The organism is Colwellia chukchiensis (assembly GCF_002104455.1).
Lineage (GTDB): Bacteria > Pseudomonadota > Gammaproteobacteria > Enterobacterales > Alteromonadaceae > Cognaticolwellia > Cognaticolwellia chukchiensis.
Genome location: NZ_NBOC01000001.1, coordinates 126,741 through 150,311 on the forward strand (window position 1 = coordinate 126,741; position 23,571 = coordinate 150,311).

Consider the following 23,571-nt stretch of genomic DNA (forward strand, 5'->3'; position numbering starts at 1 on the left):
TTTTAATGAAAAAAGTTATTAGCTGCCAACTTTACGCTAATTTTTCGCGGATAATAAGCATCAATTTAATCCTGCAATTGCAAGGCTCAGTGGCAGTGAGAGTTCACAATCATGACACAGAACAAGCTTAGCTTAAAAAAATTACACCAAGACGGATATAATAAGTTGCAGTGATATACTCATTTTATCAATATAATGAGAATAACATAAAGTGGCTTATTCAGTTTTTATCTCTATTGGCTGAGATTAATGGTTTGATCTTAGCGATATATGGATAATAATGATGACAAGCATTGAAAATTAACATTTCACCCATAAATAGCAGTAACTCACTGGCGTCACGCATCAGGACAAATTTTGACATTATCATTACAGCAATATATCTCGGCATTTGCTCAAAGCAAACATTTATCATCTTTGAGTCAACTGGGTCGAGGTATCGAACGTGAAGCATTGCGCGTGCTGCCACAAGGTCGCTTATCTGAGCGTCCACATAGTGCGCGCTTGGGGGCAGCATTAACCCATCCTAATATCACCACCGACTACTCAGAAACTTTGCTGGAGTTTATAACCCCGGTTAGTTTCAAGCCAGAAACAGCCATTGCCCAGTTAGAAGATGTGCAAAAGTTTACCTTAAGTCAACTTGATGGTGAGCTGCTGTGGCCGATGAGCATGCCTTGTTTTGTCGAGGATGATGATAAAATACCACTAGCCCAGTTTGGCCAATCTAATATTGGACGAATGAAAACCGTTTATCGCCAAGGTTTAAAAAACCGCTACGGCAGTATGATGCAGGTAATATCCGGCATACATTTTAATTTTTCGTTTCCAAAAAGCTTTTTTCAATCCTTGCAGAGTATTGAAGAAAATAGTGCACCATTAGAGCAATATATTGCAGATAAGTATTTTGCATTACTGAGAAACTATAAGCGCTATTGTTGGTTAATCCCTTATTTATATGGGAGCTCTCCGGCGGTATGTGGCTCGTTTTTAAAACATAAGCCAACCAAACTACCGTTTAAGAAAACCGATAAAGGTTATATGTATTTAGAATATGCAACCTCGCTTAGAATGAGTGACTTGGGTTATACCAATAGTGAACAATCGTCGTTAAAAATTTGCTATAACGATCTTGCGGGCTACTTAGATGGTGTGAAAAACGCAATTAATTTGCCCTCAGCTAAATTTGAGAAGATTGGCGTCAAAGTTAATGGTCAATATCAACAGCTTAATAGCAATGTATTACAAATTGAAAATGAATTATACGCGCCTGTGCGACCTAAATGTGTTGCCAAAGCGGGTGAGAAGCCTTCGCAAGCCCTAAAAAATAGAGGGGTTGAATATATTGAAGTCAGAGCACTTGATGTAAACCCGTTTTCAGCAACCGGCATCAGCGTTGAGCAAATTCGCTTTTTAGATATTTTTCTGACATTTTGTATGTTGCAGCCAAGTCCGAAAGGCACCTATCAAGAGCAAGCTATCACGGAAGAAAACATGAATGCTGTGGTTGTTCGTGGTCGTGATCCTAAACTGTTACTGCAAGACAACGACCAACAAAAGTCGGTTGTTCAGTGGGGGGGAGAAATCTTCGCACAAATGACAGCAGTTGCAGATTTACTGGATCAGGCCAATGACAGCCACTTATACCGTGATGCGCTGGCGGTGGAAGCGGCAAAAATTAGTGACCCAAGTTTAACACCTTCAGCAAAAATTTTAGCTGCTGTGGTTAATAATAACGAGTCTTTAACCAAAACCGCACTGCAGCGGGCGGCAGATTATCGCCAACAATTACTCGCCAACGATTATCAAGAGTTTGATGAAGCGTATTTCAAGCGCAGTGTAGCAGATTCTATGGCGCAGCAATTAGAGATAGAGCAAGCTGATACGCAAAGTTTTGATGAGTTCTTGCAAGATTATTTTCAAGACTAATTGTTGCTATCTATGGCACTCGTTCACCGAGTTCGCCAGTATCAACGCTCGTTTTCAAAACCTAGACAAAAAAAAGCGCGTTAGGGTAACGCGCTGAAAATATTAAGAAAGCAGTCCAGGGAGGTTTTGCTTTCAAAAGTTATGACTCTGCTTTGTTCTAAAAGTTCACTTTATTCACTCGTTATTTTTCATACGGATATCAAACTTGATTGCGCGTTAGCTGCCACAGCGCTGTAAGGCATTGTTAGGCCATTATTATTGGGTGTTATTATCAGCTTATCGCGCTAGGGAGCTTAAGACTTCTGAGGTGGCTGATAGTAAGCAAGTGCTCTTAGGCTGACAGTTGCAAGCTGATAACCTGTGACCCGCTTGATGAATTTTATCTAAAAGAACATTTTATTCTGAAAATGGCAAAATATTCTGGCATGATACGGTTAATTAAAATTAAATGACTGTTTTTATGTATTATTTTAAAACACTTATTATTTCAATATTGATTTGTTTAACCTTATCGAGTTGCGCCACTAGCCCACCTAAAAACCCAGAAAACCTTTGTGAAATATTTCGCGAGCATAGGGACTGGTATTTTGCTGCCAAAGATATGCGCGAACGTTGGGGGGTACCTATTCATGTGCCGATGAGCATGATGTATCAAGAAAGCTCTTTTAATGCTGATGCACTGCCACCTAGAGATTACCTGCTGGGCTTTATTCCTTGGGGACGTGTCAGTAGCGCCTATGGTTACTCACAAGCAAAAACCATGACCTGGGATGATTATATTCGAGAAACTAATAACTCGGGTGCTGATCGTGATGACTTCGATGATGCTATCGACTTTATGGGTTGGTTTATTTTTAAAACGCAAAAAATTAATAAAGTGTCGAAATGGGATGGCTATAACCAATATTTAAATTACCACGAAGGTTGGGGCGGCTTTAAGCGCAAAACCTACAAGAAAAAAGCCTGGTTAGTGAAAGTTGCCCGAAAAGTCGATCACCGTGCTAAGCGTTACTCAAGCCAATTAAAAAGTTGTGAAGATGAGTTAAATCATGGCTGGCTATGGCGTTTATTTTTTGGGTGATCGATATTGAATTCGCCAACGTAGCAGACACGCATGGTTAGTCGCTATGCGTTGCTGTGGGCTTTAAGGTTATTAGCCTAGCTCGATAAATTGCCAATGCGCCATTTTTTAAGCTAAAAAGTGGCTTATTTCAAGCGTACCCTTACGCATAAATTATGCGTTTTATCATGACACCATACCTTAATTGCCGTTCATTAATCGAACTGCATTTTTCTTGCCAAAGTGTAAAATATTTGTACTTGAACTTTGCCAAGCTAGTGGCAGTAAGGCATAGAAAACAAAAGAAATTAATTTGAAAAAATCTGCAATTTTTTGCACGAAATAGTTTGCAAAATACAAAGCCCGATGTTTAGTGGCTTTGCATTTGTTATCCACAGAAATTGTGGAAACCTGATCTTAAGATCTAAGCTTGTGTATAACATTGTGATTAACTTTCTCTGTTGATGGTTATATCCACAACTGTAAGCAAAATATCTTTCTCCAGCACGAGACGTCACCGCTGTTTTTCACTCGCAGCTAAGGAGCAATATTAAAGTCGATATTGTCAAGTGCAGGCGCAACGACGAGAGCCTTAAATACGCCTACCGATTACGGGCTTTCTTGGGGGGGGGTTAACTTTCGTCGCTTTCTTCTAGGTAAAAATCGGGTAAAATACGCACGGTTTTAATCATATTGTCTTTTACTTCGATAATTTCCAGTGGATAACCAGCGATCCTTACGCTTAAGTTTGCTTCTGGAATATCTTCTAAGTACTCCAAAATTAAACCATTGAGGGTTTTAGGGCCATCAGTTGGAAAGTGCCATGTCATCTCTTTATTGATATCACGCACGGTAGCACTGCCATCAACTAAATAACTGCCGTCGGGTTGCATGTTAACTTCATCGCTGGTGGTTGGGGTCATGGTTGTGGTGAAGTCGCCGACTATTTCTTCTAGAATATCTTCGAGTGTCACTAAGCCTTGAATATCGCCGTATTCGTCAACGACTAGCCCAATGCGCTCTTTTGCCCGTTGAAATTTTAATAATTGAACATTAAGTGGTGTTCCTTCGGGAATAAAATAAATTTCACGCACGGCGCGTAATAGGGTTGCCTTAGTGAGCTGCTCCTTAGAGACTAGTCGTAGCGCGTCACGCATATGAAAATAGCCGACCACATCGTCGATACTGTCGCGATAAAGTAAAACTCTGGTGTGGTTTGATTGCGTAAGCTGCTTTTGAATGCGCTTCCATTCATCATTAATATCTATACCAACCAATTCATTACGCGGGATCATTATATCTTCAACAGTCACGTTTTCTAAATCGAGAATACCCACCAACATGTCTTGATCGCGAGCTTTCAACAGGGCGCCAGACTCATTAACGACGGTGCGCAGCTCTTCTGAGCTCAAACTGTGTTGTTCGCGCTGCTCCGGGCTAATTCTAAGTAGGGCTAATAAGCCATTGGTGATCCAATTTACCGCGATCACAAAGGGGTACAGCACTTTTAATAATAGGGTGAGAATAAAAGAGCTCGGAAACGCGACTTTTTCTGGATAAAGCGCCGCCAAGGTTTTAGGGGTGATCTCAGCGAAGATTAAAATAACCAAAGTGAGCAATAAGCCGGAATAAAACACCCCAGCATCACCATATAAACGTTGCGCTATGATACCTGTGATTAACGTGGCAAAAATGTTCACTAAGTTGTTGCCGATGAGAATTAAACCAATCAACTTATCAGGCTTAGCGAGCAATTTTCCTACGCGCTTCGCACCACCATGGTTTTGCTTTTCTAAATGTTTAAGTCGATAACGATTGATCGACATCATGCCGGTTTCAGAGCCAGAGAAATATGCTGATATAAAGATGAGAATGCCGAGCACGACAAACAGCACATCAGTTGAGATGTTATCCAATAAAGGTTTCCTATATGAGTAAGTATTTACACGCTATATCACAGTATAAAATTTTATTGTGAAGAAGCTTTAATTTATACCTTAAAATTTATAATAAGAGAAATTCTTTTACAAATCGGCTACCAAAGTAGGCCAAGGTCAGTATGAAGGTGGCAATGACAGTTAATATTAATACCCGTTGACCGCGCCAGCCTTGCTTAAAGTGGCCCCATAACGTCACAAAATACAGCACACAAGCAACCAAAGATAAAATAGTTTTGTGGGCATTTTCTTTAGCTATCATGCCATTTAGAAAAATAAAGCCCAAAATTTCACTTAAAAGTAAACAAGAGCTACCCAATAATAAAATAATAAACAGTTGGCGCTCAACCTGCATTAACGGTGGTAAGTGGCTCACTGCTTGTAAGTTTTTGGTTTTTAATTTCATATTAATATAAGCCACTTGGAATGCGTATAAGGTGGCGATTACGAGCACGCAATAGGCAATAATTGCTAAGGTGATATGGCTTAACATCGCTAGCTTATTAGCGACTATAACCATATTGCCGATGGGAGCAATAAAAATCATACTCAGCTGCCAAAGCCCAGCAAAGCCATAAATTACCGGCAATAGTAGATTAACTTTAAAGCGCAGCGCCACGGTAGAGATGACTAAACTAATAATTAAGCTAACCAGGGATACCACATTGGGCAAAGATAAATTGAGGCTGTTTTGTGTGAATAAAAATTGTGAGCTACTTAAAACATGGAATACTATAGCTAAGCTTGCAAAAATTAGCGTAATAATTAAGTTTGGACCTTTAGGGTGAAATAGTCGCGATAAAATGGACAGGGTCGCGACGCTGTAACATATAAAGGCGGTAAAAGAACTAATAGTTGAGAATTCCACAAAACGCTCCGAAAATATTTAAAACTATACTAGCTATATCATAGCTATAGTTATTATGGCGATTCTAGCAGAATAACCACTAGACACCACGATTAATGTGTATTTTATATCAATAGTTTACGTAAAGGTTTAATTGCTAAAAACGCCAGTAGGCCAGTACAAGTTAAGCCAAGCCAATATGGCAATATTTGATGGCTATGTTGCATTTGTTGGCTAATATCAATCATAAAGTACGTTACAGCCCAATCTAATAATAAGCCAAAGCCGATAGCGGAAACGCTGATGCCGAGTAAATATTTTACTAATACCTTGGTGCCCATTTCATTTTTAATAACGCCTAGCGTTGAAATATTGGTGGCTGGTCCTGCCATCATAAAAACCAAGGCTGTACCAGGAGATATGCCCGCCATAATAAAGCCAGCGGCGATTGGCGTGGACGCTGTGGCACAGATATACATAGGTACCGACAGTGCCATCATCACCAACATAGTGATAACGCCACTGCCATAGCTCACTAAAACAGAACTCGGGATAAAGGTTTTCACCGTTGCCGCGAATAATAAGCCGATAACTAACCAGGTCATTAAGTCGTCAATTAATTGTGTGGCGCTGTAATGGAGCCCTGCGATGATTTTTTTTATGACAGAGTCAGTGGCGTGTGCTGATGCACTGGCGCAACAATTAGGCTTTTTAACTTCAGCAACCGCTTGATGTGAGGTGCAACAATCAGCACTTTTAGGTGTAAGCCCAGCTTCAACGTTGTGCTGAGGCGTTTTTATTGTCGCAACTAGCATGCCGGTAAATATCGCTGATAATATTGCCGTGATCGGGCGGTATACGGCTAAAACTGGTCCTAATAAAGCATACGAGACAGAGACGGAATCAACCCCAGTTTCAGGTGTGGCCACTAAAAATGCTGACGTGGCCGGTGCTGAAGCACCCGAGCGACGCAGTTCAGTGGCAACGGGTATTACACCACATGAACATAATGGCAATGGAGCCCCTATAATGGCCGCTTTTATTATAGCGCCATGCCCTTGTCCTAAATGACGATTAAGCGCTTTGCTGGGTAACCAAGCTTTCATTAAGCCCGCAATAAGCAAGCCAAGAAATAGCCACGGGCTAGCTTCGACACTTAATTGCAAAAAATTTTCAGCAAAAAGTATGGCGGTATTCATACAGGATCCAGATAGAGTTTCTTGTCACAGTTTATCATAAAAATTTTAGTGATTATTGATCTGTATTGTCGCTTTATTATTTTCAAACGTCGCTAACGATATAATGACAAATGCTGAAAAATAGAACTTCTTCTTTCGCTAATTTATCGTACAGGTATAATAGAGAGTAATTTTTTGCGCAAAGTTATTATTTAGGTTATTTATGTTTGAAAATCTTTCCGATCGGTTAACGAAAACACTGAAAAACATCAGTGGCCGAGGTCGCTTAACTGAAGACAATATCAAAGACACTTTACGTGAAGTACGCATGGCGTTATTAGAAGCTGATGTCGCCTTGCCGGTGATCCGTGAATTTATCAGTAAAGTCAAAGCAAGTGCGGTAGGGCAAGACGTTTCTAAAAGTTTAACGCCAGGGCAAGTTTTCGTCAAAATCGTACAGAAAGAATTAGAAGCTGCGATGGGTGAAGTCAATGAAGCACTTGACCTCAAAGCCGCACCACCCGCAGTGGTGTTAATGGCGGGCTTGCAAGGTGCCGGTAAAACCACCTCAGTCGCGAAATTAGCAAAATTTTTAACCGAACGCGAAAAGAAAAAAGTTTTAGTGGTCAGCGCCGATGTTTATCGCCCAGCGGCGATTAAACAACTGGAAACCTTGGCAACTGAGATCAATGTCGGTTTTTTCCCAAGTGACATCACGCAAAAGCCGATAGATATTGCTAATAGTGCTATCGACCATGCCAAGAAAAACTTCTTTGATGTGGTGATTGTCGATACCGCAGGTCGCTTACATATTGATGGCGAAATGATGGCTGAAATTCAAGCCTTACACACCGCCATCAAGCCGATTGAAACCTTGTTTACCGTTGACGCTATGACAGGTCAAGATGCGGCAAATACCGCAAAAGCGTTTAATGATGCGCTACCGTTGACGGGTATTATCTTGACGAAAACTGACGGTGATGCCCGTGGCGGTGCCGCGCTTTCAATTCGTCATATTACCGGTAAGCCAATCAAGTTTATGGGTGTTGGTGAAAAAATTGAAGCCCTAGAGCCTTTCCATCCCGACCGCATTGCCTCGCGTATTCTCGGTATGGGCGATGTGTTGTCGTTAATTGAAGAAGTCGAACAAAAAGTTGATCGCAAACAAGCGGAAAAACTAGCGAAAAAAGTAAAAAGTGGCAAAGGCTTTGATTTAGAAGACTTTCGCGACCAATTGGTGCAAATGAAAAGCATGGGCGGCATGATGGGCTTGATGGATAAATTGCCGGGCATGGGCAATATGTCTGAGCAAATAAAAGGCCAAATGGATGACAAAGTAACCATCCGCATGGAAGCCATGATCAACTCCATGACGCCAGCAGAGCGACAACGCCCTGAAATCATCAAGGGTTCACGCAAGCGTCGTATTGCGGCGGGCTCAGGTACGCAAATACAAGATGTTAACAAGTTGCTGAAACAGTTCACGCAAATGCAAAAAATGATGAAAAAAATGTCAGGCAAAGGCGGCATGAAAAAAATGATGCGCTCGATGAAAGGTATGATGCCACCAGGTGGTGGTATGGGCGGTGGCATGTTTGGTCGCTAGCCGACCAGAGTCAATTTTTAGTAGCCCAGTGTTAAGCGCCTTTACCAAATTAAACGTTTAAAAATGGGCTCAGTTACTCATGCAAAACCATCGCTAGGAACAGCCTATATAGGTTCATAATATTAGTTCCAATAAGCAAATAGCCACCGAAAACCTTGTGTAGTCAATCACCAACATAGGCTGTAGGGTGGCTAATAATTTTATGGTTATATGGCTAAAAGTTGAGTGCCAGGCTGTTATTTATATAACACTAAACGTATTAATTTATTGATATTGTTTTTGCTTAATATCCGATCACCAAGTGCCGTTAACATAGAGCCTAACACCACCACACCAGCACCAATATAAGCAATTAGATTTAAGTGTTGTGCTTGAAAGGCTGTTGGCCAAAGGTATTCGGCGATATTGGCAAACGCTACGGTGAGTAATGGCGTAATAGCCAAAGTGGCACTGACTTTAGCGGTAGGTAAGTATTCAAGCGATTTAGCGAATGTACCATAAGCCACTAATGTATTAGCACAACAGAAAAGTAATAACAGTAATGCGGTTGTATTGAGCGATGTAATTTGCTCTGGGTTTGCTAAAGGTAAAAAGAACACCGCACTTAATAAATAAATGCACCACATCACTTGATTTGAACTGTAGTGACGTAGCATTTTTTTCTGTAATATCGCATACGCTGCCCACGTTATGGCAGCGCCTAACATCAACAGAAAACCCAGTAAGAAATCATCATTACTGATGTTACTGTTACTGTCAAAAAACTGCTGATTGAAAAACAACAACAAACCTGAAATTAATACCGCAGAGCCCACCATTTGACCACGGCTAAAACTTTCTTTAATAAAAATCACACTACCCAACAGCATCATAAACGGCGCCATTTGTATCAGCATTTGTGCGGTTTCAGCAGGAATAAAATGTAAAGAAACGAGATACATTATATAGTTTAAGCTTAAAAATATTGCCGCAAAGAGTAAGCGCTTCATAATGCCAGTGCGTTGCAATATTGAGCTAGGCAACTTGCGCTTAACAGCGAGCAATAAGCCAACAAAAAACGCGGCAAAAATAAAGCGATACCAAGTAATGGTATAGGCATCCATCAATAATAGTACAGACTTAAGCGCTAAAGGTAATATGCCCCACATGATGGCTGTGGTCATGGCTAGCATTAAGCCTTTAGCACTGTTATTTACGAGTTGAGTCATAGTTTTCCACCCAGACAAGGGCTGTTTACAGCGCGACTGAAAAGGCGCTTGGTTTTGCAGGCGCGAATTATACCGCTATATCAGTAGCGGCGGCAATTTATTTGCAAAATAACTCATCTAAGCTGCGCTTTAGGTTGCTTTATCGGCAAAAAAGCGTAAAATACGCGAGCTTTTCTGTCGGTTGGTCGATAGAAATGTCTGGAAAATTCGTTTTAACACTTAAATTATATAGAGGACGATATGGTTACCATTCGTTTAGCTCGTGGCGGCGCAAAGAAGCGTCCATTCTATCAGGTTGTTGTTGCAGATAGCCGTAACTCTCGCGATGGTCGTTTCATCGAGAAAGTAGGTTTCTTCAACCCAACAGCAAAAGGTCAAGCGGAAAAATTACGTTTAGACCTTGACCGTGTCAACCATTGGGTTGCTAACGGTGCAGCTGTATCTGATCGTGTGGCCAAGTTAGTTAAAGATGCCCAAAAAGCAGCTTAAGTTAAATTGGTAGGTTTTAGGAGTTGATTGTGAAAGATATTGGTAAAGAAGTCACTTTAGGTAAGGTAGGCGCAGTCTACGGTATCAAAGGTTGGTTGAAAATTCATTCCTTCACAGATGACCAAGAAGCCATATTAGACTATTTTCCTTGGTCTTTAAAATTAGGAAATAAAACACAATCAGTAGAAATTACCGATTGGCGTAAACATAACAATGGTCTTGTTGTTAAAGTTGCAGGTATTGATGATCGTGACATTGCTCAAAAGCTTGTTGGTTCAGAAATATTTGTTAACGAAGACGCGTTATCAACCTTGCCTGAGGGTGAGTACTATTGGCGCGACCTTATTGGCATGACAGTAGTTACTGATAAAGGCTACGACCTTGGTCAGGTTTCTGATTTAATGGAAACTGGCGCTAACGATGTACTGGTTGTAAAAGCTAACTTGAAAGACGGCTTTGGTAAAAAAGAACGCTTAATCCCGTACTTAATGGACCAAGTTGTACTGTCAGTTAGTACTGAACATAAACAAATTTGTGTTGACTGGGACCCAGGTTTCTAGCTTGAGTAATAGTGTTGTAACAAACGATCTTAGCAATAAGAAAATGTGGATTGGGGTGATCAGCCTTTTTCCCGAGATGTTTGACGCCATTACTGAGTATGGGGTGACAGGCCGAGCGATTCGTAATGGCTTAATTGAGTTTCACACGTGGAACCCAAGAGCGTTTACTCATGATAAGCATCGCACTGTGGACGACCGACCTTATGGTGGCGGCCCAGGGATGTTAATGATGGTACAACCATTACGAGATGCTATCCAAGCAGCAAGAACTGCGGCTGAGCAGGATGGTAAAAAAGCTAAGGTTATTTATTTGTCGCCGCAAGGACGGAAATTGGACCAAGCCGGTGTACGTGAACTAGCCCAACATGACAGGCTGATATTTATTGCCGGACGTTATGAAGGGATAGACGAACGACTTATTGAGTCTGAAGTAGACGAAGAATGGTCGGTCGGTGATTACGTTTTAAGTGGTGGTGAACTCCCCGCAATGAATGTAATAGATGCTGTAGCACGTTTTGTGCCTGGGGTATTAGGACATCAACAATCAGCTGAGCAGGATTCATTTTCTGACGGTTTATTAGATTGTCCACATTACACTAGGCCTGAGGTGATGGATATTTCAGAGCATGAAAGTAAATCTGTGCCGAAAGTGCTGCTAAGTGGTAATCACGAACACATTAGGCAATGGCGCCAATATCAGTCGTTAGCAAGAACGTGGACTAGAAGACCAGAACTATTAACTAACCTAGCTCTGACAGCAGAGCAGCAAAAAATGTTAGCGGCCATTAAGGCTGAACACAAAGCTGCTGATGACTGTGAACCCTAGGAAGAAGGTATTATGAGTAATATTATTAAACAGCTTGAAGCTGAACAAATGAAAAAAGATGTACCAGCGTATAGCCCAGGCGATACGGTTGTTGTACAAGTAAAAGTTACAGAAGGTGACAAATCACGTCTTCAAGCATTTGAAGGTGTTGTTATCGCTGTTAAAAACCGCGGCATCAATTCTGCATTCACTGTGCGTAAAATTTCAAACGGTGTTGGTGTAGAGCGTGTATTCCAGACACATAGCCCAATCGTTGACTCAATTGAAGTCAAACGTCGCGGTGATGTACGTCAAGCTAAACTTTACTACCTTCGTGAGCGTTCAGGTAAGTCTGCACGTATCAAAGAGAAATTGGCCAAGAAATAAGCGCTTTTATACAAGTGCATTATTTGCTAGTTTTTTAGTAAAGCAAGATGATGAAAAAAGCCTGAATAAGCAATTATTCAGGCTTTTTGTTTTAAAGTGCCTTGCTCAATCGCCAGTGGCACAAGACTGAGTTGGCGAGTATAAAACAACCCCATCGCCTTGCTAACCATATTACACCCAGTGATTAAAAGTATTCTGTTGGCTTTTATTTGACATTTCCTTGCTGAAACATCAATATTTTAACCTTTGAAAATTAACACTATTTTTATTTAACCACTCGTCGCGATAGCTTGGTATTTAATGCAATACGGAACTTATCTGCGCTTGTGTTTGTCGTGCGTCTATAGTTTTATGTCGTCTTGTAAGTGCTCGATTCAGTGAGGGAGCTAACCCTGCGCTATGGACTTACTCGTACCACACGTATTGAAGGTTTCAATATTTAGCTGAATTTGTGCCATGCTGCTAACGCACAGTGACGTTAAGGTAGGGAAATCGCAAGTCGTTACCTTAGCAAAAGTCGGCCATTAAAATGTTAAATGGATTTAGTTTAAATAAGGTGAGATAGGACATCACAGATGACATTTATTGTTAAAGTTTTATTTATCGATATTATTTTGGGCTGGGGTAGCGTTATTCTGTTCTGGTTGGCGGCCGTCTATTTTTGCTTTTCTGGCACCAAGTCTTACGCCAATATATGGCAAGAAAAAATGCGGGCGCTCAGTCATTTCTTTATCGGCTTGCCATTTTTTATTTTTTTCTATTTGTTAATTAAAATTAACGGTGTTCCTGAATATATAGTTTACGATCATGTTCAGCCTCATGACTCGAAATATGGCAGCATCTACCCCGCGGTGAAACTTCATCCGATATTTCAGTTTAGCCAATTTGAGCAAGCAGGCGTGATAACCGAAGACTTAAGTAAATTTGTTGCTAGCACTGACGCTTTTGACGACTTTAAGGTTAAACGCATTGAGCATTACCCTTCAATTGCTGGCTATGTTAGCTATGTTAACGAGATTGCCATACTGGGATTGTTTTTCTTGTGGTATGTATTAATAAACCGACTGCATAATTCGCTTGCTACGATTAGTCTCTATCGACGCGCAATAGCGGACCCAAAAATCAGTCACTATCAAGACTACCTTGAGGCATCGCAGCCTGTAAGAATGTTGCAACCATTTAAGCGTAAAAAGGCCAGAAAAGCTTTGGCTAACATTAGTCAAATTTATAACAAACAGTTAACGAATTACCTCGCTTTACTTAATCAAAAAAATCCTCAGCCAATATACGACTCACTGATAGCACAAATAAGAAGGTGTAAATCTTATAACCCAACATTAAATGTTGATGTGGTATTTAAAGACCTAGCTACCAAAGCACAGATAAAACAACTAGATGATGCAATGGATTATGGCTCAGACCATACATTGCCCAGTGCTCAGCGGCTATCTAACGGCTTCTCGAGCATCTTAAGTACAGCATTAAATAACTTTCTCAATGAAGACTATATTGTGCCCTCATCAATAACCGCTGCGGATATTCAAATTAAACTGCCATTGAAGGTCGTTTATCAGAAAGACCCGCTGACCTATATTGTCAATAACGTTGAAAAGACCTTTACTTGGGTGGCTTTTTTTCCTTACCCAAGTGCGGATGCGAACAGTTTTGAGTTTGCAGGTTATATGGAGAATAGGCCTATTCATTCAGGTAAGTTTGGGGTTGATAAGTGGCAAGAAGTTGCGAGCGCTTGTATGGCTAAAACCTTGCTCAAAAAATTTCTTCAAAACGCAGAGAACAGTGAGATATCAAAAGACGCTAAAAGTAAAGATAAGGTAGCCGCAGAGTTAGCGGCAATAGCACAGCAAAAAGACAGTTTATTTGATGATATTTATAAAGAATCACTCAATGCCGCAAAAGGTGAGATGGTGGACCAAGCGATTACTCTTGCTATCCAACAAAACAGTGACAGTTTTGACCAAATATTTGCCAAAACGTATGAGCTAACCATCACTAATATCGATGGTGTTTTTGCTGACCTGCTTAGCTCTGGGCTATTCAGTTTGGCAGACAGTTTAGAAGGAGACGCATAGGGTGTTTAGATTTGCTATTTTAGTCTTGCTGTGGAGCAGTTTCTCAGCCTATTGTGCTACTGACTCCGTCAAGAAGATCATTAAAGAGCAAGTGGTGGCTCAACCAATAGAGTATTCATTTCAGCGCTTGTTTAATTTGGTGAACTTAAATTACTTTTTAACGCTCAAACAAACGAATAGAGTGCATAGTGCTAAACGAGGAAAAGGTGTTGCGTTGAAAATTAAAAATTATCAGCCGAACGTTAAGTTTTCTGTGATACCTATCAAGGCACTTGGCGGGCAAAGAAGTTTGTTTGAAGATAACCGGCTTTTCCCCGGTACCTATAAGCTAGTTGCTAATAAAGGTACCAAATTGGCGCGCATGACTGTTTCGAAAAGCTTTACGCTAGATTATTATCAATTGCTAAGTGTCACTGGGGCAAAAAGTGACTTGAGTTTTGGTCGACTTGAAGTTAACTCAACACCGACAGCGGCAAACATAAAAATTACGAATTATGACCTAAATTATCACAGGGGCATGCGGTTACCCGTTGGAGAATATGATATTTTGGTCGCTAAAAAGGGTTATAGTCCGACACGAAAAAAAATTAAAATATTTAAAAATCAATTAAGTAAACTTGATGTTAGCTTAAGTATATTGACGCCTAAGCCTAAAACTAAACTCAGCGCGACTGTGCCACCAGTTGCTAAAAAGACTGCAGCTAAGAAAAGCTTACCAGTAACGCAAGATAATGACGCTGCTGTTAACATTCAGGAAAAACTCTCTAAGGGCAAAAACGAAACGGCCATTGAGCGTATCACTATCACGGGTCGTTTAATGCCAAGAGAAGCGCTTTTTAATTTTGAAATTAAATCCAGATTAAGAGACCGAATTACGCTCATACTCAGCAATGGCAATGAGCAGCCAATTGAAATATCTCAGAAAACCAAGGCTAAGCGCTTTGACGTGCGTGCTAAAGTTTTACCTGGAAAATATCATGCAACTTTATCCACCAGACGCCATGGTGATTTTGACTTAGGTGAAGTGGAAGTGAAAAACCAAGTTAGCAATATCTTTAAATACTTATTAACTTTAAGGTAGGCAATTATATGGCTGATAAAGGTTACTAGGCAGTGCAAGGCTTTTTTGTTTGCATGGTTAACAATGCTGAATTATTAGTCGTCAGACAGAGAGTGTTAAGCGCTAATTTACACTTAATAGTTTCTTAATATCCGACTTTAGTCGGGTATAACCGTAATAAAACTTAGGCTATGATGTCAGTAATTGAATTTCTAAGCCAGTTGCAGGGCACGTTAACTTTTCCTGCCTGTACGTTATAAAAAATAAAGATATCAAGGATTAAGCATGAAACAACTCAACAGCCGTTATCCCGTATTAGCACAGGCAAAAGCCCATACTCATATTGATGCTGAAAAATATGAGGCCATGTATCGACAGTCTATTGAGCAACCCGATGTATTTTGGGCGGCACAAGCGCAAGAATTTATCGACTGGTATAAACCTTGGGATACGGTCTCAGAAGTGGACATGAAGTCAGCCAATATTAAATGGTTTACGGGGGGGAAACTCAATGCTAGCTATAACTGTATTGATCGTCATTTAGCGACCAAAGCCAATGACGTTGCAATAATTTGGGAAGGTGATGATCCAAGCGAAGATAAAAAGATCACTTACCAAGAGCTCCATGATCATGTGTGTCGCTTTGCTAACTTATTAAAAGCGCGAGGCGTTAAAAAAGGCGATCGCGTGTGTATCTATATGCCGATGATCCCCGAAATTGGCTACGCCATGTTAGCGTGTGCACGCATAGGCGCGGTGCACTCGGTAATTTTTGGTGGTTTTTCTACCGAAGCTATTCGCTCACGGGTTATCGATGCCGACTGTGAAGTTGTTATTACCTCAGATGAAAGTTTGCGTGGCGGACGGGTGATACCGTTAAAAGCGAATGTTGATGCCGCAATAGCTGAATGCCCTAAGGTACACTCGGTCATTGTGGTTGAAAGAACCGGGGGGGATGTTGCTTGGAATGATAAACTTGATGTGAGCTACCAGCAAGAAGTGGGCAACTATCCGGCCGATTGCACCCCTGAAGTGATGGACGCTGAAGATCCCTTATTTATTCTTTATACCTCAGGCTCTACCGGCACCCCCAAAGGCGTGCTCCATACTTGTGGTGGTTATTTGCTCTATGCCGCTATGACCCATAAATATGTTTTTGATTACAAAGACGGTGAAATTTATTGGTGTACGGCGGATGCCGGTTGGATCACTGGGCATTCCTATATTTTTTACGGCCCACTGGCCAATGGTGCTACCACCCTTGTCTTTGAAGGGGTGCCGACTTACCCTGACGCCGGACGCTTTTGGCAGGTTTGTGATAAACATCAAGTGAACATTTTTTACACCGCACCAACGGCGATTCGCGCATTAATGAGTGTTGGGGATAGCTTTGTCGAACAAGCGGATTTATCAAGCCTACGTTTATTAGGCACAGTGGGTGAGCCGATTAACCCAGAAGCCTGGCACTGGTATTATGAAGTGGTCGGCAAAAATAACTGCCCCATTGTTGATACTTGGTGGCAAACTGAAACTGGCGGCATACTAATTACCTCGCTACCAGGTGCTGTTGATATGAAGCCAGGCGCAGCCGGTAAGCCTTTCTTTGGTGTTCAGCCCGCGCTATTTGATAAAGACGGTAATACCCTTGAAGGTGCCAATGAAGGCTTGTTAATGATGACGGGCAGTTGGCCAGGGCAATTACGCAGCGTTTATGGCGATCATGAACGCTTTTATCAAACCTATTTAAATCAATATCCGGGTAACTATTTTACCGGTGATGGTGCTAAACGTGATGAAGATGGCTTTTATTGGATCACTGGCCGTGTTGATGATGTGTTGAATGTTTCCGGGCATCGCTTAGGGACAGCAGAAATTGAAAGTGCTTTAGTATTACACCCTGCAGTTGCTGAGGCGGCTGTGGTGGGCTATCCGCATGACATCAAAGGGCAAGGGGTGTATGCCTATGTGACATTGATGAATACCGCCACAGAGTCGGATGAGCTATTAACCGAGTTAACTGAGTTTGTTGCAGGTGAACTTGGGCGCTTTGCCAAACCTGACTATATTCAATACGCGCCAGGGCTACCGAAAACTCGCTCGGGTAAAATAATGCGGCGTATTTTGCGAAAAATTGCTGAAAATGATCTCGGTACACTAGGCGATACCTCAACATTGGCTGACCCGGCGGTTGTTGATCACTTAGTCAGTAATAGAAAAATGCAAGGCTAAGCAATTAAGTTAAAAAGACTTTTTGTTCACATCCATAAAAAAAGCGCCAACAGGCGCTTTTTTATTGAAAAAAACTTACGCTTAAAGCTGTACCTGAATAAATTATCGTGTAAGATATTTAATACGAAACAAGTAAACATATTTTTACAGAAAGAAATTTACAATAATGCACAAACGTCACTATCGATATTATTACCTCCCATACTTTAGCTAGTCACTCGTCTAGCACTTTGCTTATTGGCAAATTGCTCATTAATTATTCTACTGTAACAATTTAAATTTATAGCTCTATTTCAGGAAAGCCCATGTCAAATAATACCCCTACTGCGTCAACTAACGCTGTAAAGCCAAAAAGCCGATTAAACGATATTCATGTCAACGCTGAGGATGTGTTAATTACACCCGAAGCCCTAAGAGCTGAGCTACCATTGCCTGAAGCCGGTCGTGTTTTTGTCAGAGATGCCCGACAAATAATCGCTAATATTATCCACAAAAAAGATCATCGCTTATTAGTGATTGCGGGCCCGTGTTCTGTGCATGATGTTGACGCAGCTAAAGCTTATGCCCGCCAGTTAAAAGCTTTACATGATCAATACCAAGATAGTTTATACATAGTCATGCGAGTCTATTTTGAAAAGCCACGCACTACAGTCGGGTGGAAAGGACTTATTAACGACCCACATATGGATGGTTCATTTGATGTTGAAAGTGGTTTACGTAAAGCCCGTGAACTCTTAATTTATTTAACTGAGCTTGGCTTGCCACTGGCGACAGAAGCACTGGATCCCATTAGTCCACAATATTTAGCCGAGTTGTTTAGTTGGTCAGCGATAGGGGCCCGCACCACTGAATCTCAAACCCATCGTGAAATGGCCAGCGGCTTGTCAATGCCGATAGGCTTTAAAAACGGCACTAATGGTGGTTTAGGAGTGGCAATAAACGCCTTACAATCTGCGGCGTCTTCACATCGTTTTATGGGCATTAACCGTCAAGGGCAAGTGGCATTGATCAAAACCTCCGGTAACCCTGACGGCCATGTAATTTTACGCGGTGGTAAGCAACCCAATTATGATTCAGTTAATGTCGCTGTATGTGAGCAAGAGCTTGCAAAACAGGGCTTAGAGCCAGGGATAGTCGTTGATTGTTCACATGGTAACTCTAATAAAGACTATCGTCGTCAACCCTTAGTTGCCGACAATGTTTTTAATCAAATATGTGAAGGGAATAAAAGTATTATAGGTATAATGTTAGAGAGTAATATTAATGCGGGTAATCAAAGTGCTGATTTACCTGTTGAGCAACTTGAGTACGGTGTCTCTGTGACCGATGCTTGTATCGATTTTGATACCACAGCAGAGCTGATTGCCACCGCCAACACTAAGCTTGCCCATGCGTTAACACAACGTGTTAATACACCAAGTTAGCAATAAGGAATAAACTATTAGCCATGAGCAATAAATCAAGTTTCCAAGAAAAGCTCTCGTTATTGCGCGATGAGATAGATGATATTGATCATCAGCTTGTGCAGTTATTAGCGAAGCGTCGTGCGGCAACAACTAAAGTGGGTTTACTTAAAAGTGAAGAGGGTATGCCGATTTTTGCACCGGATCGGGAAGCTAAACTGCTCGCTGTCAGGCGTCAGCAAGCGATTGACGTTGGGCTTTCGCCAGAGTTGATTGAAGATATCTTACGACGCTTGATGCAAGACTCTTATATAAGTCAAGATGCCAGTGGCTACCGGTGTGTAAACCCGCGCTGTAATAAAGTGGTGATCATAGGCGGCGACGGTCAATTAGGTCGCATATTTGGCGATTTATTTCATCGCTCGGGTTATCAGGTTGAGACGCTGGGGCCTGATGATTGGCCAAATAGTGGTGCTATTTTAGCCAACGCGAGTGTGGTGTTAGTGGCCGTGCCTATTCGACTAACTACACAAGTTATTCAACAATTAACCGCTTTGCCTGACGATTGTATCTTAGCTGATGTTACCAGTATCAAAGCGGGGCCACTCTATGAAATGATGAAAATTCATGCCGGCCCTGTACTTGGTTTGCATCCCATGTTCGGCCCAGATGTAACGGGCTTAGTCAAACAAACCATAATCGCTTGTGAAGGTCGCTTTCCTGAACGTTATCATTGGCTTTTAGAGCAATTTCAAGTTTGGGGCGCAAAAATTCATCCGGTGGCGGCAGACACGCATGATCAAGCCATGGCAATGGTACAAGTCATGCGTCACTTTTCCACTATTGCCTATGGTTATCATTTAATGACCGAAGGTGCAGATATTGCCCAATTAGTAGAAATGAGCTCGCCTATTTATCGTCTTGAGTTGGTTATGGTTGGGCGACTGTTTGCGCAAAGCCCCGAGTTGTATACTGATATTATTTTTGCTAATCAAGACAATATTGCTATGATGAAGCGCTTTGCCTATCGTTTTCTAGAATTACTTGAAGACGTGCAACTCGGTGATAAAGCGGCATTTACCGAAATGTTTTCTCAGGTAGCGCACTGGTTTGGTGATTATGCTGATATTTTCTTACAAGAAAGCAAGGCGATGTTGATTAAAGCGGATCAGTTAAAGAAACATTAACTCAAAGCAGTAGCGTTGTAGTTTAAGGGCTGTTGATTTATTAGGCTTAAAAATTATTCAATTTAAAAAGGCAGCAGATGAAAGTATTATGGCGGCGTGTATTAGGCGCGTTTTGTTTACCCTTAGCCATTTGCGCTAATAGTCAAGAACTGCACGGTGCAATTGCCATTGGTGAACTAAAACAACAGCATTTATTGACAAAATATCATGCCTTTAGTCAAGGCTACCAAAGTTTTCAATTATCCAAGTCGCAACGTGTTGCCGTCAGTCGCTGGCCTGATAACTTGCATATTGATATATATTTTGCCACTTGGTGTCATGACAGTAAGCGTGAGGTGCCGAAATTTTTAAAAATATTGGCAGAAAACTCACGACTTTCTCATCGTTTGATCGCCCTAGACCGAAATAAGTCTGAGCCCAGCGGCGCGGCGAAACATCAGCAGGTGCAATTTACACCCACCTTTATTGTCTACCGAGAAAATAAAGAAATTGGCCGTATTATCGAACGGCCAACCGATTCGTTAATCACTGATATTTCTAAGATGCTTTAATACGGTTTCAAAAGTGCTAGCTAAGCAAACAGCCGTTGCGCTGATTTTGCTTAGCCGCACTTTGAGTCACCGCAGTTTAAGCAAGTTGCACAGCCGTCAAGTAATAGCACCGCTTTTTGGTGGCACTTTTTGCAACTGAGCGCCGTATCCGGAAAGTTTAGGCTATCGGCTTGCTTGCCTTGTTTACTGGAGGCCATCGCTGCTTGTTTTTTCTGTTGCAAGTAGGCTTGTTGGTGAGCGTCAATTTCATTACTGGGTAACATGTCTAAGGTTTTTAAATGGGTTTCAATGACATGACCAATATCAGCAACAACCGATGGCATAAAAATACCGGTACCTGGTTGGTAATACCCCCCTTTAGGATCAAACACGGCTTTAAGCTCTTCCACCAAAAACGTGCAATCACCACCTTTGCGAAATACCGCTGAAATGACGCGGGTTAGCGCTACTACCCAAGCGTAAAACTCCATATTTTTTGAGTTTACAAATACTTCAAAGGGCCGTCGAACTTCTTTTGCTGTGCCTGGGTTTAGCAAAATATCATTGACGGTAATATATAAAGCATGATCTGAAACCGGCGGTTTGATTTTATACGTTGAGCCGACTAGCATTTCTGGGCGTTGGGTTTTTTCGGTTAAATTGACCGCAACATCACTGTCAGTGGTGTTTTTCTCTGGTGCGGCGCTAGCGATCGGTTTTACTTTTGCCGCGCTAATACGCTGAGTTATTTCTTTCATAGTCGTTACTTCCGTGGTGATCATTTGTTGGTATTAGTTTGTGAGTTATAGCTTGCCGTAGTAGCCTTCTTTTAAGGCGTCGTGCAAGTTAGCGGCACTATGGACCTCGCCGTCATAACGTATTTCTTCATTACCTTTGGCGGTCACTGTGCTGCCATCTTCCAGCGTGAACTCATATTCTACTTTTTCTAGGTCGGTTTCTTTGACCAGCACACCTTGGTGAACCTCGGGATTAAAGCGAAACGTTGTGCAGCCTTTGAGGCCTTTGTCGTAAGCATAAAGGTATATATCTTTAAACTTTTCATAGCAAAAATCGCTGGGAATATTAATGGTTTTTGAGATAGAAGAATCAACCCAATATTGTGCTGCGGCTTGAATATCAACATGGGCTTGTGGGCTGATGGTATCGCTGACAGTAAAGTAGTTGGGCAGTTGATGCTCGCCCTCAGTGGCATAGGCTTGGGCATCGGCATTGATGTAAGCACGATAAGCTAACAACTCATAGCTGACAACAGACACAGACTCTTTTGATTTTTTGCCGGCACGAATAATATTGCGTTGATATTCATGCGCAAAGCTGGGCTCTATGCCATTGGAAACATTATTTCCTAAGCTTAACGCTAAGGTGCCTGTGGGGGCGATAGAGCTGTGATGGGTAAAGCGCGCGCCCACTTTTGCTAATTGCTTGACTAACTCGGGTTGCTCTTGAGCTATTCTTTGCATATAGCGACTGTATTTCGCGTGCAATACCGAGCCTTTAACACTGTCGCCGACTTTAAAGCCATCTTTGACCATTTCAGGTCGCTTGTTTAGCATGGCTTGATCGACATTAAAGCTTTGTTTAAGAATGGGCGCAGGGCCTTTTTCTTTCGCCAGTGCTAGCGCTTCTTGCCAACCGGTAATGGCTAACACTTTTGACACTTGCTCGGTAAAGGCAATGGCCTCGGGGCTGTTATAAGGCAGTTTTAGCATGGTTAGTGCTGAGCCTAAGCCTAAGTAGCCCATGCCGTGGCGGCGTTTGCTGGCAATTTCTTGGCGTTGCTCAGCTAAAGGTAGGCCATTAATTTCCACCACATTATCTAGCATGCGGGTAAATATACGGATCACTTGTTTAAATTTTTCCCAGTCAAAGCTAGCGCTGCTGGTAAATGCTTGTTTAACAAATTTCACTAAATTGATCGAACCCAATAAACAAGCACCATGGGGTGGCAATATTTGTTCGCCACAGGGATTGCTAGCGCGCAATTGCTCACAAAACCAGTTGTTATTCATGTCATTGGCGTGATCAATTAAAATAAAGCCTGGCTCGGCATAGTCGAAGGTATTGGTCATGATCATATCCCAAAGTCGTTGAGCTGGAATATGCTGATAAATTTTACAGGCAATTTGTCCTTGCTGATTCAGTATATAATCGTGTTGTTTAATGAAGTCGTTGGAATAATGATTGTCTTTAAAAATCACTTGGCTGCTGTCGTCTAAGTTTATCTTATCAGCGTTAACTTCAGTCAGGGTTAACGGAAAGGTTAGCGGCCAATCACGGTTACTTTTTACCGCACCAATAAAGTCGTCGCTGATCAATAATGATAAATTAAACTGGCGCAAGCGGCCGTCTTCTCGCTTGGCAAGAATAAAGTCTTTAACATCAGGGTGTGAAATATCAAATACGCCCATTTGCGCGCCGCGTCGTCCACCGGCTGAGCTGACGGTAAAACACATTTTGTCATATATATCCATAAAGGAAAGCGGGCCTGAGGTGGTGGCTCCTGCACCGGCAACATAAGCACCGCTAGGTCTTAAGGTGGAAAATTCATAGCCAATACCACAGCCAGCTTTTAAGGTCAGCCCGGCCTGATGAACTCGGTGCAAAATGCCGGTCATGGAGTCTTCAATGGTACCCGAAACCGTGCAATTGATGGTGGAAGTTGCGGGTTTAAACTGCTCAGCACCAGCATTGGAAATAATACGACCAGCTGGATAGGCACCAGATTCCATGGCCCAAAGAAACTTGTCTTGCCATTGTGATTGATCTTTTGTCTCAATGGCGGCTAGCGCTTTGGCAACGCGTTTGAAGCTGGCGCGCACTGAGTCTTCTTGGCTAGTGCCATGTTTATCTTTTAAGCGATATTTTTTATTCCAAATATCGTAGGACGCCGCTTGTAGAGGCAATTGATGCTGTGTGTTATCTTGCTGTGTATTGTCGCAGGCAGTACTAATATCTTCTGTGGTCATAATAGGCTTATTGTTATTATCGAGTTAGTGATGCGTTTATGATAGGAAAAACCTAGATGCACACAAGTAGATAATCAAT

At 41.8% G+C, this 23,571-nt stretch carries 20 protein-coding genes; 13 read left to right on the forward strand and 7 right to left on the reverse strand.

Annotation, left to right across the window (positions count from 1 at the left end; genetic code table 11):
• Window positions 1-220: 220 nt before the first annotated feature.
• The gene (locus tag B6K83_RS18260) at window positions 221-364 is read right to left on the reverse strand and encodes a hypothetical protein (protein WP_158088298.1); all 144 of its coding nucleotides are present in this window, start codon (window positions 362-364) and stop codon (window positions 221-223) included.
• On the opposite strand from B6K83_RS18260, the gene gshA reads away from it, so the two are divergent.
• Both gshA and B6K83_RS00640 read left to right on the forward strand, forming a co-directional pair.
• Entirely contained in the window at window positions 358-1,929 is a 1,572-nt protein-coding gene (gshA, locus tag B6K83_RS00635; RefSeq protein WP_085282218.1) for a glutamate--cysteine ligase, read from the forward strand. The two genes, B6K83_RS18260 and gshA, sit on opposite strands and share 7 nt — an antisense overlap.
• 460 nt (window positions 1,930-2,389) lie before the next feature.
• Window positions 2,390-3,010: a transglycosylase SLT domain-containing protein gene (locus B6K83_RS00640; protein WP_175474805.1), complete on the forward strand. Its 621-nt coding sequence runs from the start codon at window positions 2,390-2,392 to the stop codon at window positions 3,008-3,010.
• Between the two features lie 611 nt (window positions 3,011-3,621).
• Here the strand turns inward: B6K83_RS00640 and B6K83_RS00650 are convergent.
• From B6K83_RS00650 to B6K83_RS00660, 3 genes are all read right to left on the reverse strand, one after another.
• Window positions 3,622-4,905: an HlyC/CorC family transporter gene (locus B6K83_RS00650; RefSeq protein WP_085282224.1), complete on the reverse strand. Its 1,284-nt coding sequence runs from the start codon at window positions 4,903-4,905 to the stop codon at window positions 3,622-3,624.
• Window positions 4,906-4,993: 88 nt separating this feature from the next.
• Window positions 4,994-5,794 (reverse strand): cytochrome C assembly family protein, encoded by an 801-nt coding sequence (locus B6K83_RS00655; RefSeq protein WP_085282226.1) that lies wholly within the window; start codon window positions 5,792-5,794, stop codon window positions 4,994-4,996.
• 104 nt (window positions 5,795-5,898) lie between these two features.
• On the reverse strand, window positions 5,899-6,972 hold the full coding sequence (locus B6K83_RS00660) for an SO_0444 family Cu/Zn efflux transporter (RefSeq protein WP_085282228.1): 1,074 nt from the start codon (window positions 6,970-6,972) through the stop codon (window positions 5,899-5,901).
• 202 nt (window positions 6,973-7,174) lie between these two features.
• Between B6K83_RS00660 and ffh the strand changes: the two genes are divergently transcribed.
• A complete protein-coding gene (gene ffh / locus B6K83_RS00665) occupies window positions 7,175-8,557 on the forward strand; it encodes a signal recognition particle protein (RefSeq protein WP_085282230.1) in 1,383 nt (460 codons plus the stop codon).
• Between the two features lie 236 nt (window positions 8,558-8,793).
• On the opposite strand, the gene B6K83_RS00670 is transcribed toward ffh, so the two are convergent.
• Window positions 8,794-9,765, reverse strand: coding sequence for a DMT family transporter (locus B6K83_RS00670; protein WP_085282232.1), 972 nt, complete (start codon window positions 9,763-9,765; stop codon window positions 8,794-8,796).
• Window positions 9,766-10,005: 240 nt separating this feature from the next.
• Between B6K83_RS00670 and rpsP the strand changes: the two genes are divergently transcribed.
• From rpsP to B6K83_RS00720, 10 genes are all read left to right on the forward strand, one after another.
• Entirely contained in the window at window positions 10,006-10,254 is a 249-nt protein-coding gene (gene rpsP, locus B6K83_RS00675) for a 30S ribosomal protein S16 (protein ID WP_085282234.1), read from the forward strand.
• 29 nt (window positions 10,255-10,283) lie between these two features.
• Window positions 10,284-10,814, forward strand: a complete 531-nt coding sequence (gene rimM / locus B6K83_RS00680; protein ID WP_408607154.1) for a ribosome maturation factor RimM — start codon at window positions 10,284-10,286, stop codon at window positions 10,812-10,814.
• Between the two features lie 43 nt (window positions 10,815-10,857).
• Window positions 10,858-11,640, forward strand: a complete 783-nt coding sequence (gene trmD, locus B6K83_RS00685; protein WP_085282236.1) for a tRNA (guanosine(37)-N1)-methyltransferase TrmD — start codon at window positions 10,858-10,860, stop codon at window positions 11,638-11,640.
• Window positions 11,641-11,652: 12 nt separating this feature from the next.
• The gene (rplS, locus tag B6K83_RS00690; protein ID WP_085282238.1) at window positions 11,653-12,006 is read left to right on the forward strand and encodes a 50S ribosomal protein L19; all 354 of its coding nucleotides are present in this window, start codon (window positions 11,653-11,655) and stop codon (window positions 12,004-12,006) included.
• A gap of 575 nt (window positions 12,007-12,581) precedes the next feature.
• The gene (locus tag B6K83_RS00695) at window positions 12,582-14,096 is read left to right on the forward strand and encodes a hypothetical protein (protein WP_085282239.1); all 1,515 of its coding nucleotides are present in this window, start codon (window positions 12,582-12,584) and stop codon (window positions 14,094-14,096) included.
• A 1-nt stretch (window position 14,097) separates the two neighbouring features.
• Window positions 14,098-15,177 carry a peptidase associated/transthyretin-like domain-containing protein gene (locus B6K83_RS00700; protein WP_085282241.1) on the forward strand — a complete coding sequence of 360 codons (1,080 nt, stop codon included), beginning with the start codon at window positions 14,098-14,100 and terminating at the stop codon, window positions 15,175-15,177.
• Between the two features lie 264 nt (window positions 15,178-15,441).
• Window positions 15,442-17,385, forward strand: coding sequence for an acetate--CoA ligase (acs, locus tag B6K83_RS00705; RefSeq protein WP_085282243.1), 1,944 nt, complete (start codon window positions 15,442-15,444; stop codon window positions 17,383-17,385).
• Window positions 17,386-17,690: 305 nt separating this feature from the next.
• On the forward strand, window positions 17,691-18,809 hold the full coding sequence (locus tag B6K83_RS00710) for a 3-deoxy-7-phosphoheptulonate synthase (protein ID WP_085282245.1): 1,119 nt from the start codon (window positions 17,691-17,693) through the stop codon (window positions 18,807-18,809).
• A 23-nt stretch (window positions 18,810-18,832) separates the two neighbouring features.
• On the forward strand, window positions 18,833-19,975 hold the full coding sequence (tyrA, locus tag B6K83_RS00715; RefSeq protein ID WP_085282247.1) for a bifunctional chorismate mutase/prephenate dehydrogenase: 1,143 nt from the start codon (window positions 18,833-18,835) through the stop codon (window positions 19,973-19,975).
• A 77-nt stretch (window positions 19,976-20,052) separates the two neighbouring features.
• Window positions 20,053-20,526, forward strand: a complete 474-nt coding sequence (locus B6K83_RS00720; protein ID WP_085282249.1) for a thioredoxin family protein — start codon at window positions 20,053-20,055, stop codon at window positions 20,524-20,526.
• Window positions 20,527-20,576: 50 nt separating this feature from the next.
• On the opposite strand, the gene B6K83_RS00725 is transcribed toward B6K83_RS00720, so the two are convergent.
• Both B6K83_RS00725 and B6K83_RS00730 read right to left on the reverse strand, forming a co-directional pair.
• Window positions 20,577-21,263 carry a TSCPD domain-containing protein gene (locus B6K83_RS00725; protein ID WP_085282251.1) on the reverse strand — a complete coding sequence of 229 codons (687 nt, stop codon included), beginning with the start codon at window positions 21,261-21,263 and terminating at the stop codon, window positions 20,577-20,579.
• A 45-nt stretch (window positions 21,264-21,308) separates the two neighbouring features.
• The gene (locus tag B6K83_RS00730) at window positions 21,309-23,492 is read right to left on the reverse strand and encodes an adenosylcobalamin-dependent ribonucleoside-diphosphate reductase (RefSeq protein ID WP_085282253.1); all 2,184 of its coding nucleotides are present in this window, start codon (window positions 23,490-23,492) and stop codon (window positions 21,309-21,311) included.
• Window positions 23,493-23,571 lie beyond the last annotated feature (79 nt).

What these genes read in the sequence shown, in the direction of transcription:
- B6K83_RS18260 (WP_158088298.1), bottom strand. Translation starts at nt 364, where the DNA reads ATGTCAAAATTTGTCCTGATGCGTGACGCCAGTGAGTTACTGCTATTT.
- B6K83_RS00640 (WP_175474805.1), top strand. Translation starts at nt 2,390, where the DNA reads ATGTATTATTTTAAAACACTTATTATTTCAATATTGATTTGTTTAACC.
- B6K83_RS00660 (WP_085282228.1), bottom strand. Translation starts at nt 6,972, where the DNA reads ATGAATACCGCCATACTTTTTGCTGAAAATTTTTTGCAATTAAGTGTC.
- ffh (WP_085282230.1), top strand. Translation starts at nt 7,175, where the DNA reads ATGTTTGAAAATCTTTCCGATCGGTTAACGAAAACACTGAAAAACATC.
- B6K83_RS00670 (WP_085282232.1), bottom strand. Translation starts at nt 9,765, where the DNA reads ATGACTCAACTCGTAAATAACAGTGCTAAAGGCTTAATGCTAGCCATG.
- rpsP (WP_085282234.1), top strand. Translation starts at nt 10,006, where the DNA reads ATGGTTACCATTCGTTTAGCTCGTGGCGGCGCAAAGAAGCGTCCATTC.
- trmD (WP_085282236.1), top strand. Translation starts at nt 10,858, where the DNA reads ATGTGGATTGGGGTGATCAGCCTTTTTCCCGAGATGTTTGACGCCATT.
- rplS (WP_085282238.1), top strand. Translation starts at nt 11,653, where the DNA reads ATGAGTAATATTATTAAACAGCTTGAAGCTGAACAAATGAAAAAAGAT.
- B6K83_RS00695 (WP_085282239.1), top strand. Translation starts at nt 12,582, where the DNA reads ATGACATTTATTGTTAAAGTTTTATTTATCGATATTATTTTGGGCTGG.
- acs (WP_085282243.1), top strand. Translation starts at nt 15,442, where the DNA reads ATGAAACAACTCAACAGCCGTTATCCCGTATTAGCACAGGCAAAAGCC.
- B6K83_RS00710 (WP_085282245.1), top strand. Translation starts at nt 17,691, where the DNA reads ATGTCAAATAATACCCCTACTGCGTCAACTAACGCTGTAAAGCCAAAA.
- tyrA (WP_085282247.1), top strand. Translation starts at nt 18,833, where the DNA reads ATGAGCAATAAATCAAGTTTCCAAGAAAAGCTCTCGTTATTGCGCGAT.
- B6K83_RS00720 (WP_085282249.1), top strand. Translation starts at nt 20,053, where the DNA reads ATGAAAGTATTATGGCGGCGTGTATTAGGCGCGTTTTGTTTACCCTTA.
- B6K83_RS00725 (WP_085282251.1), bottom strand. Translation starts at nt 21,263, where the DNA reads ATGAAAGAAATAACTCAGCGTATTAGCGCGGCAAAAGTAAAACCGATC.
- B6K83_RS00730 (WP_085282253.1), bottom strand. Translation starts at nt 23,492, where the DNA reads ATGACCACAGAAGATATTAGTACTGCCTGCGACAATACACAGCAAGAT.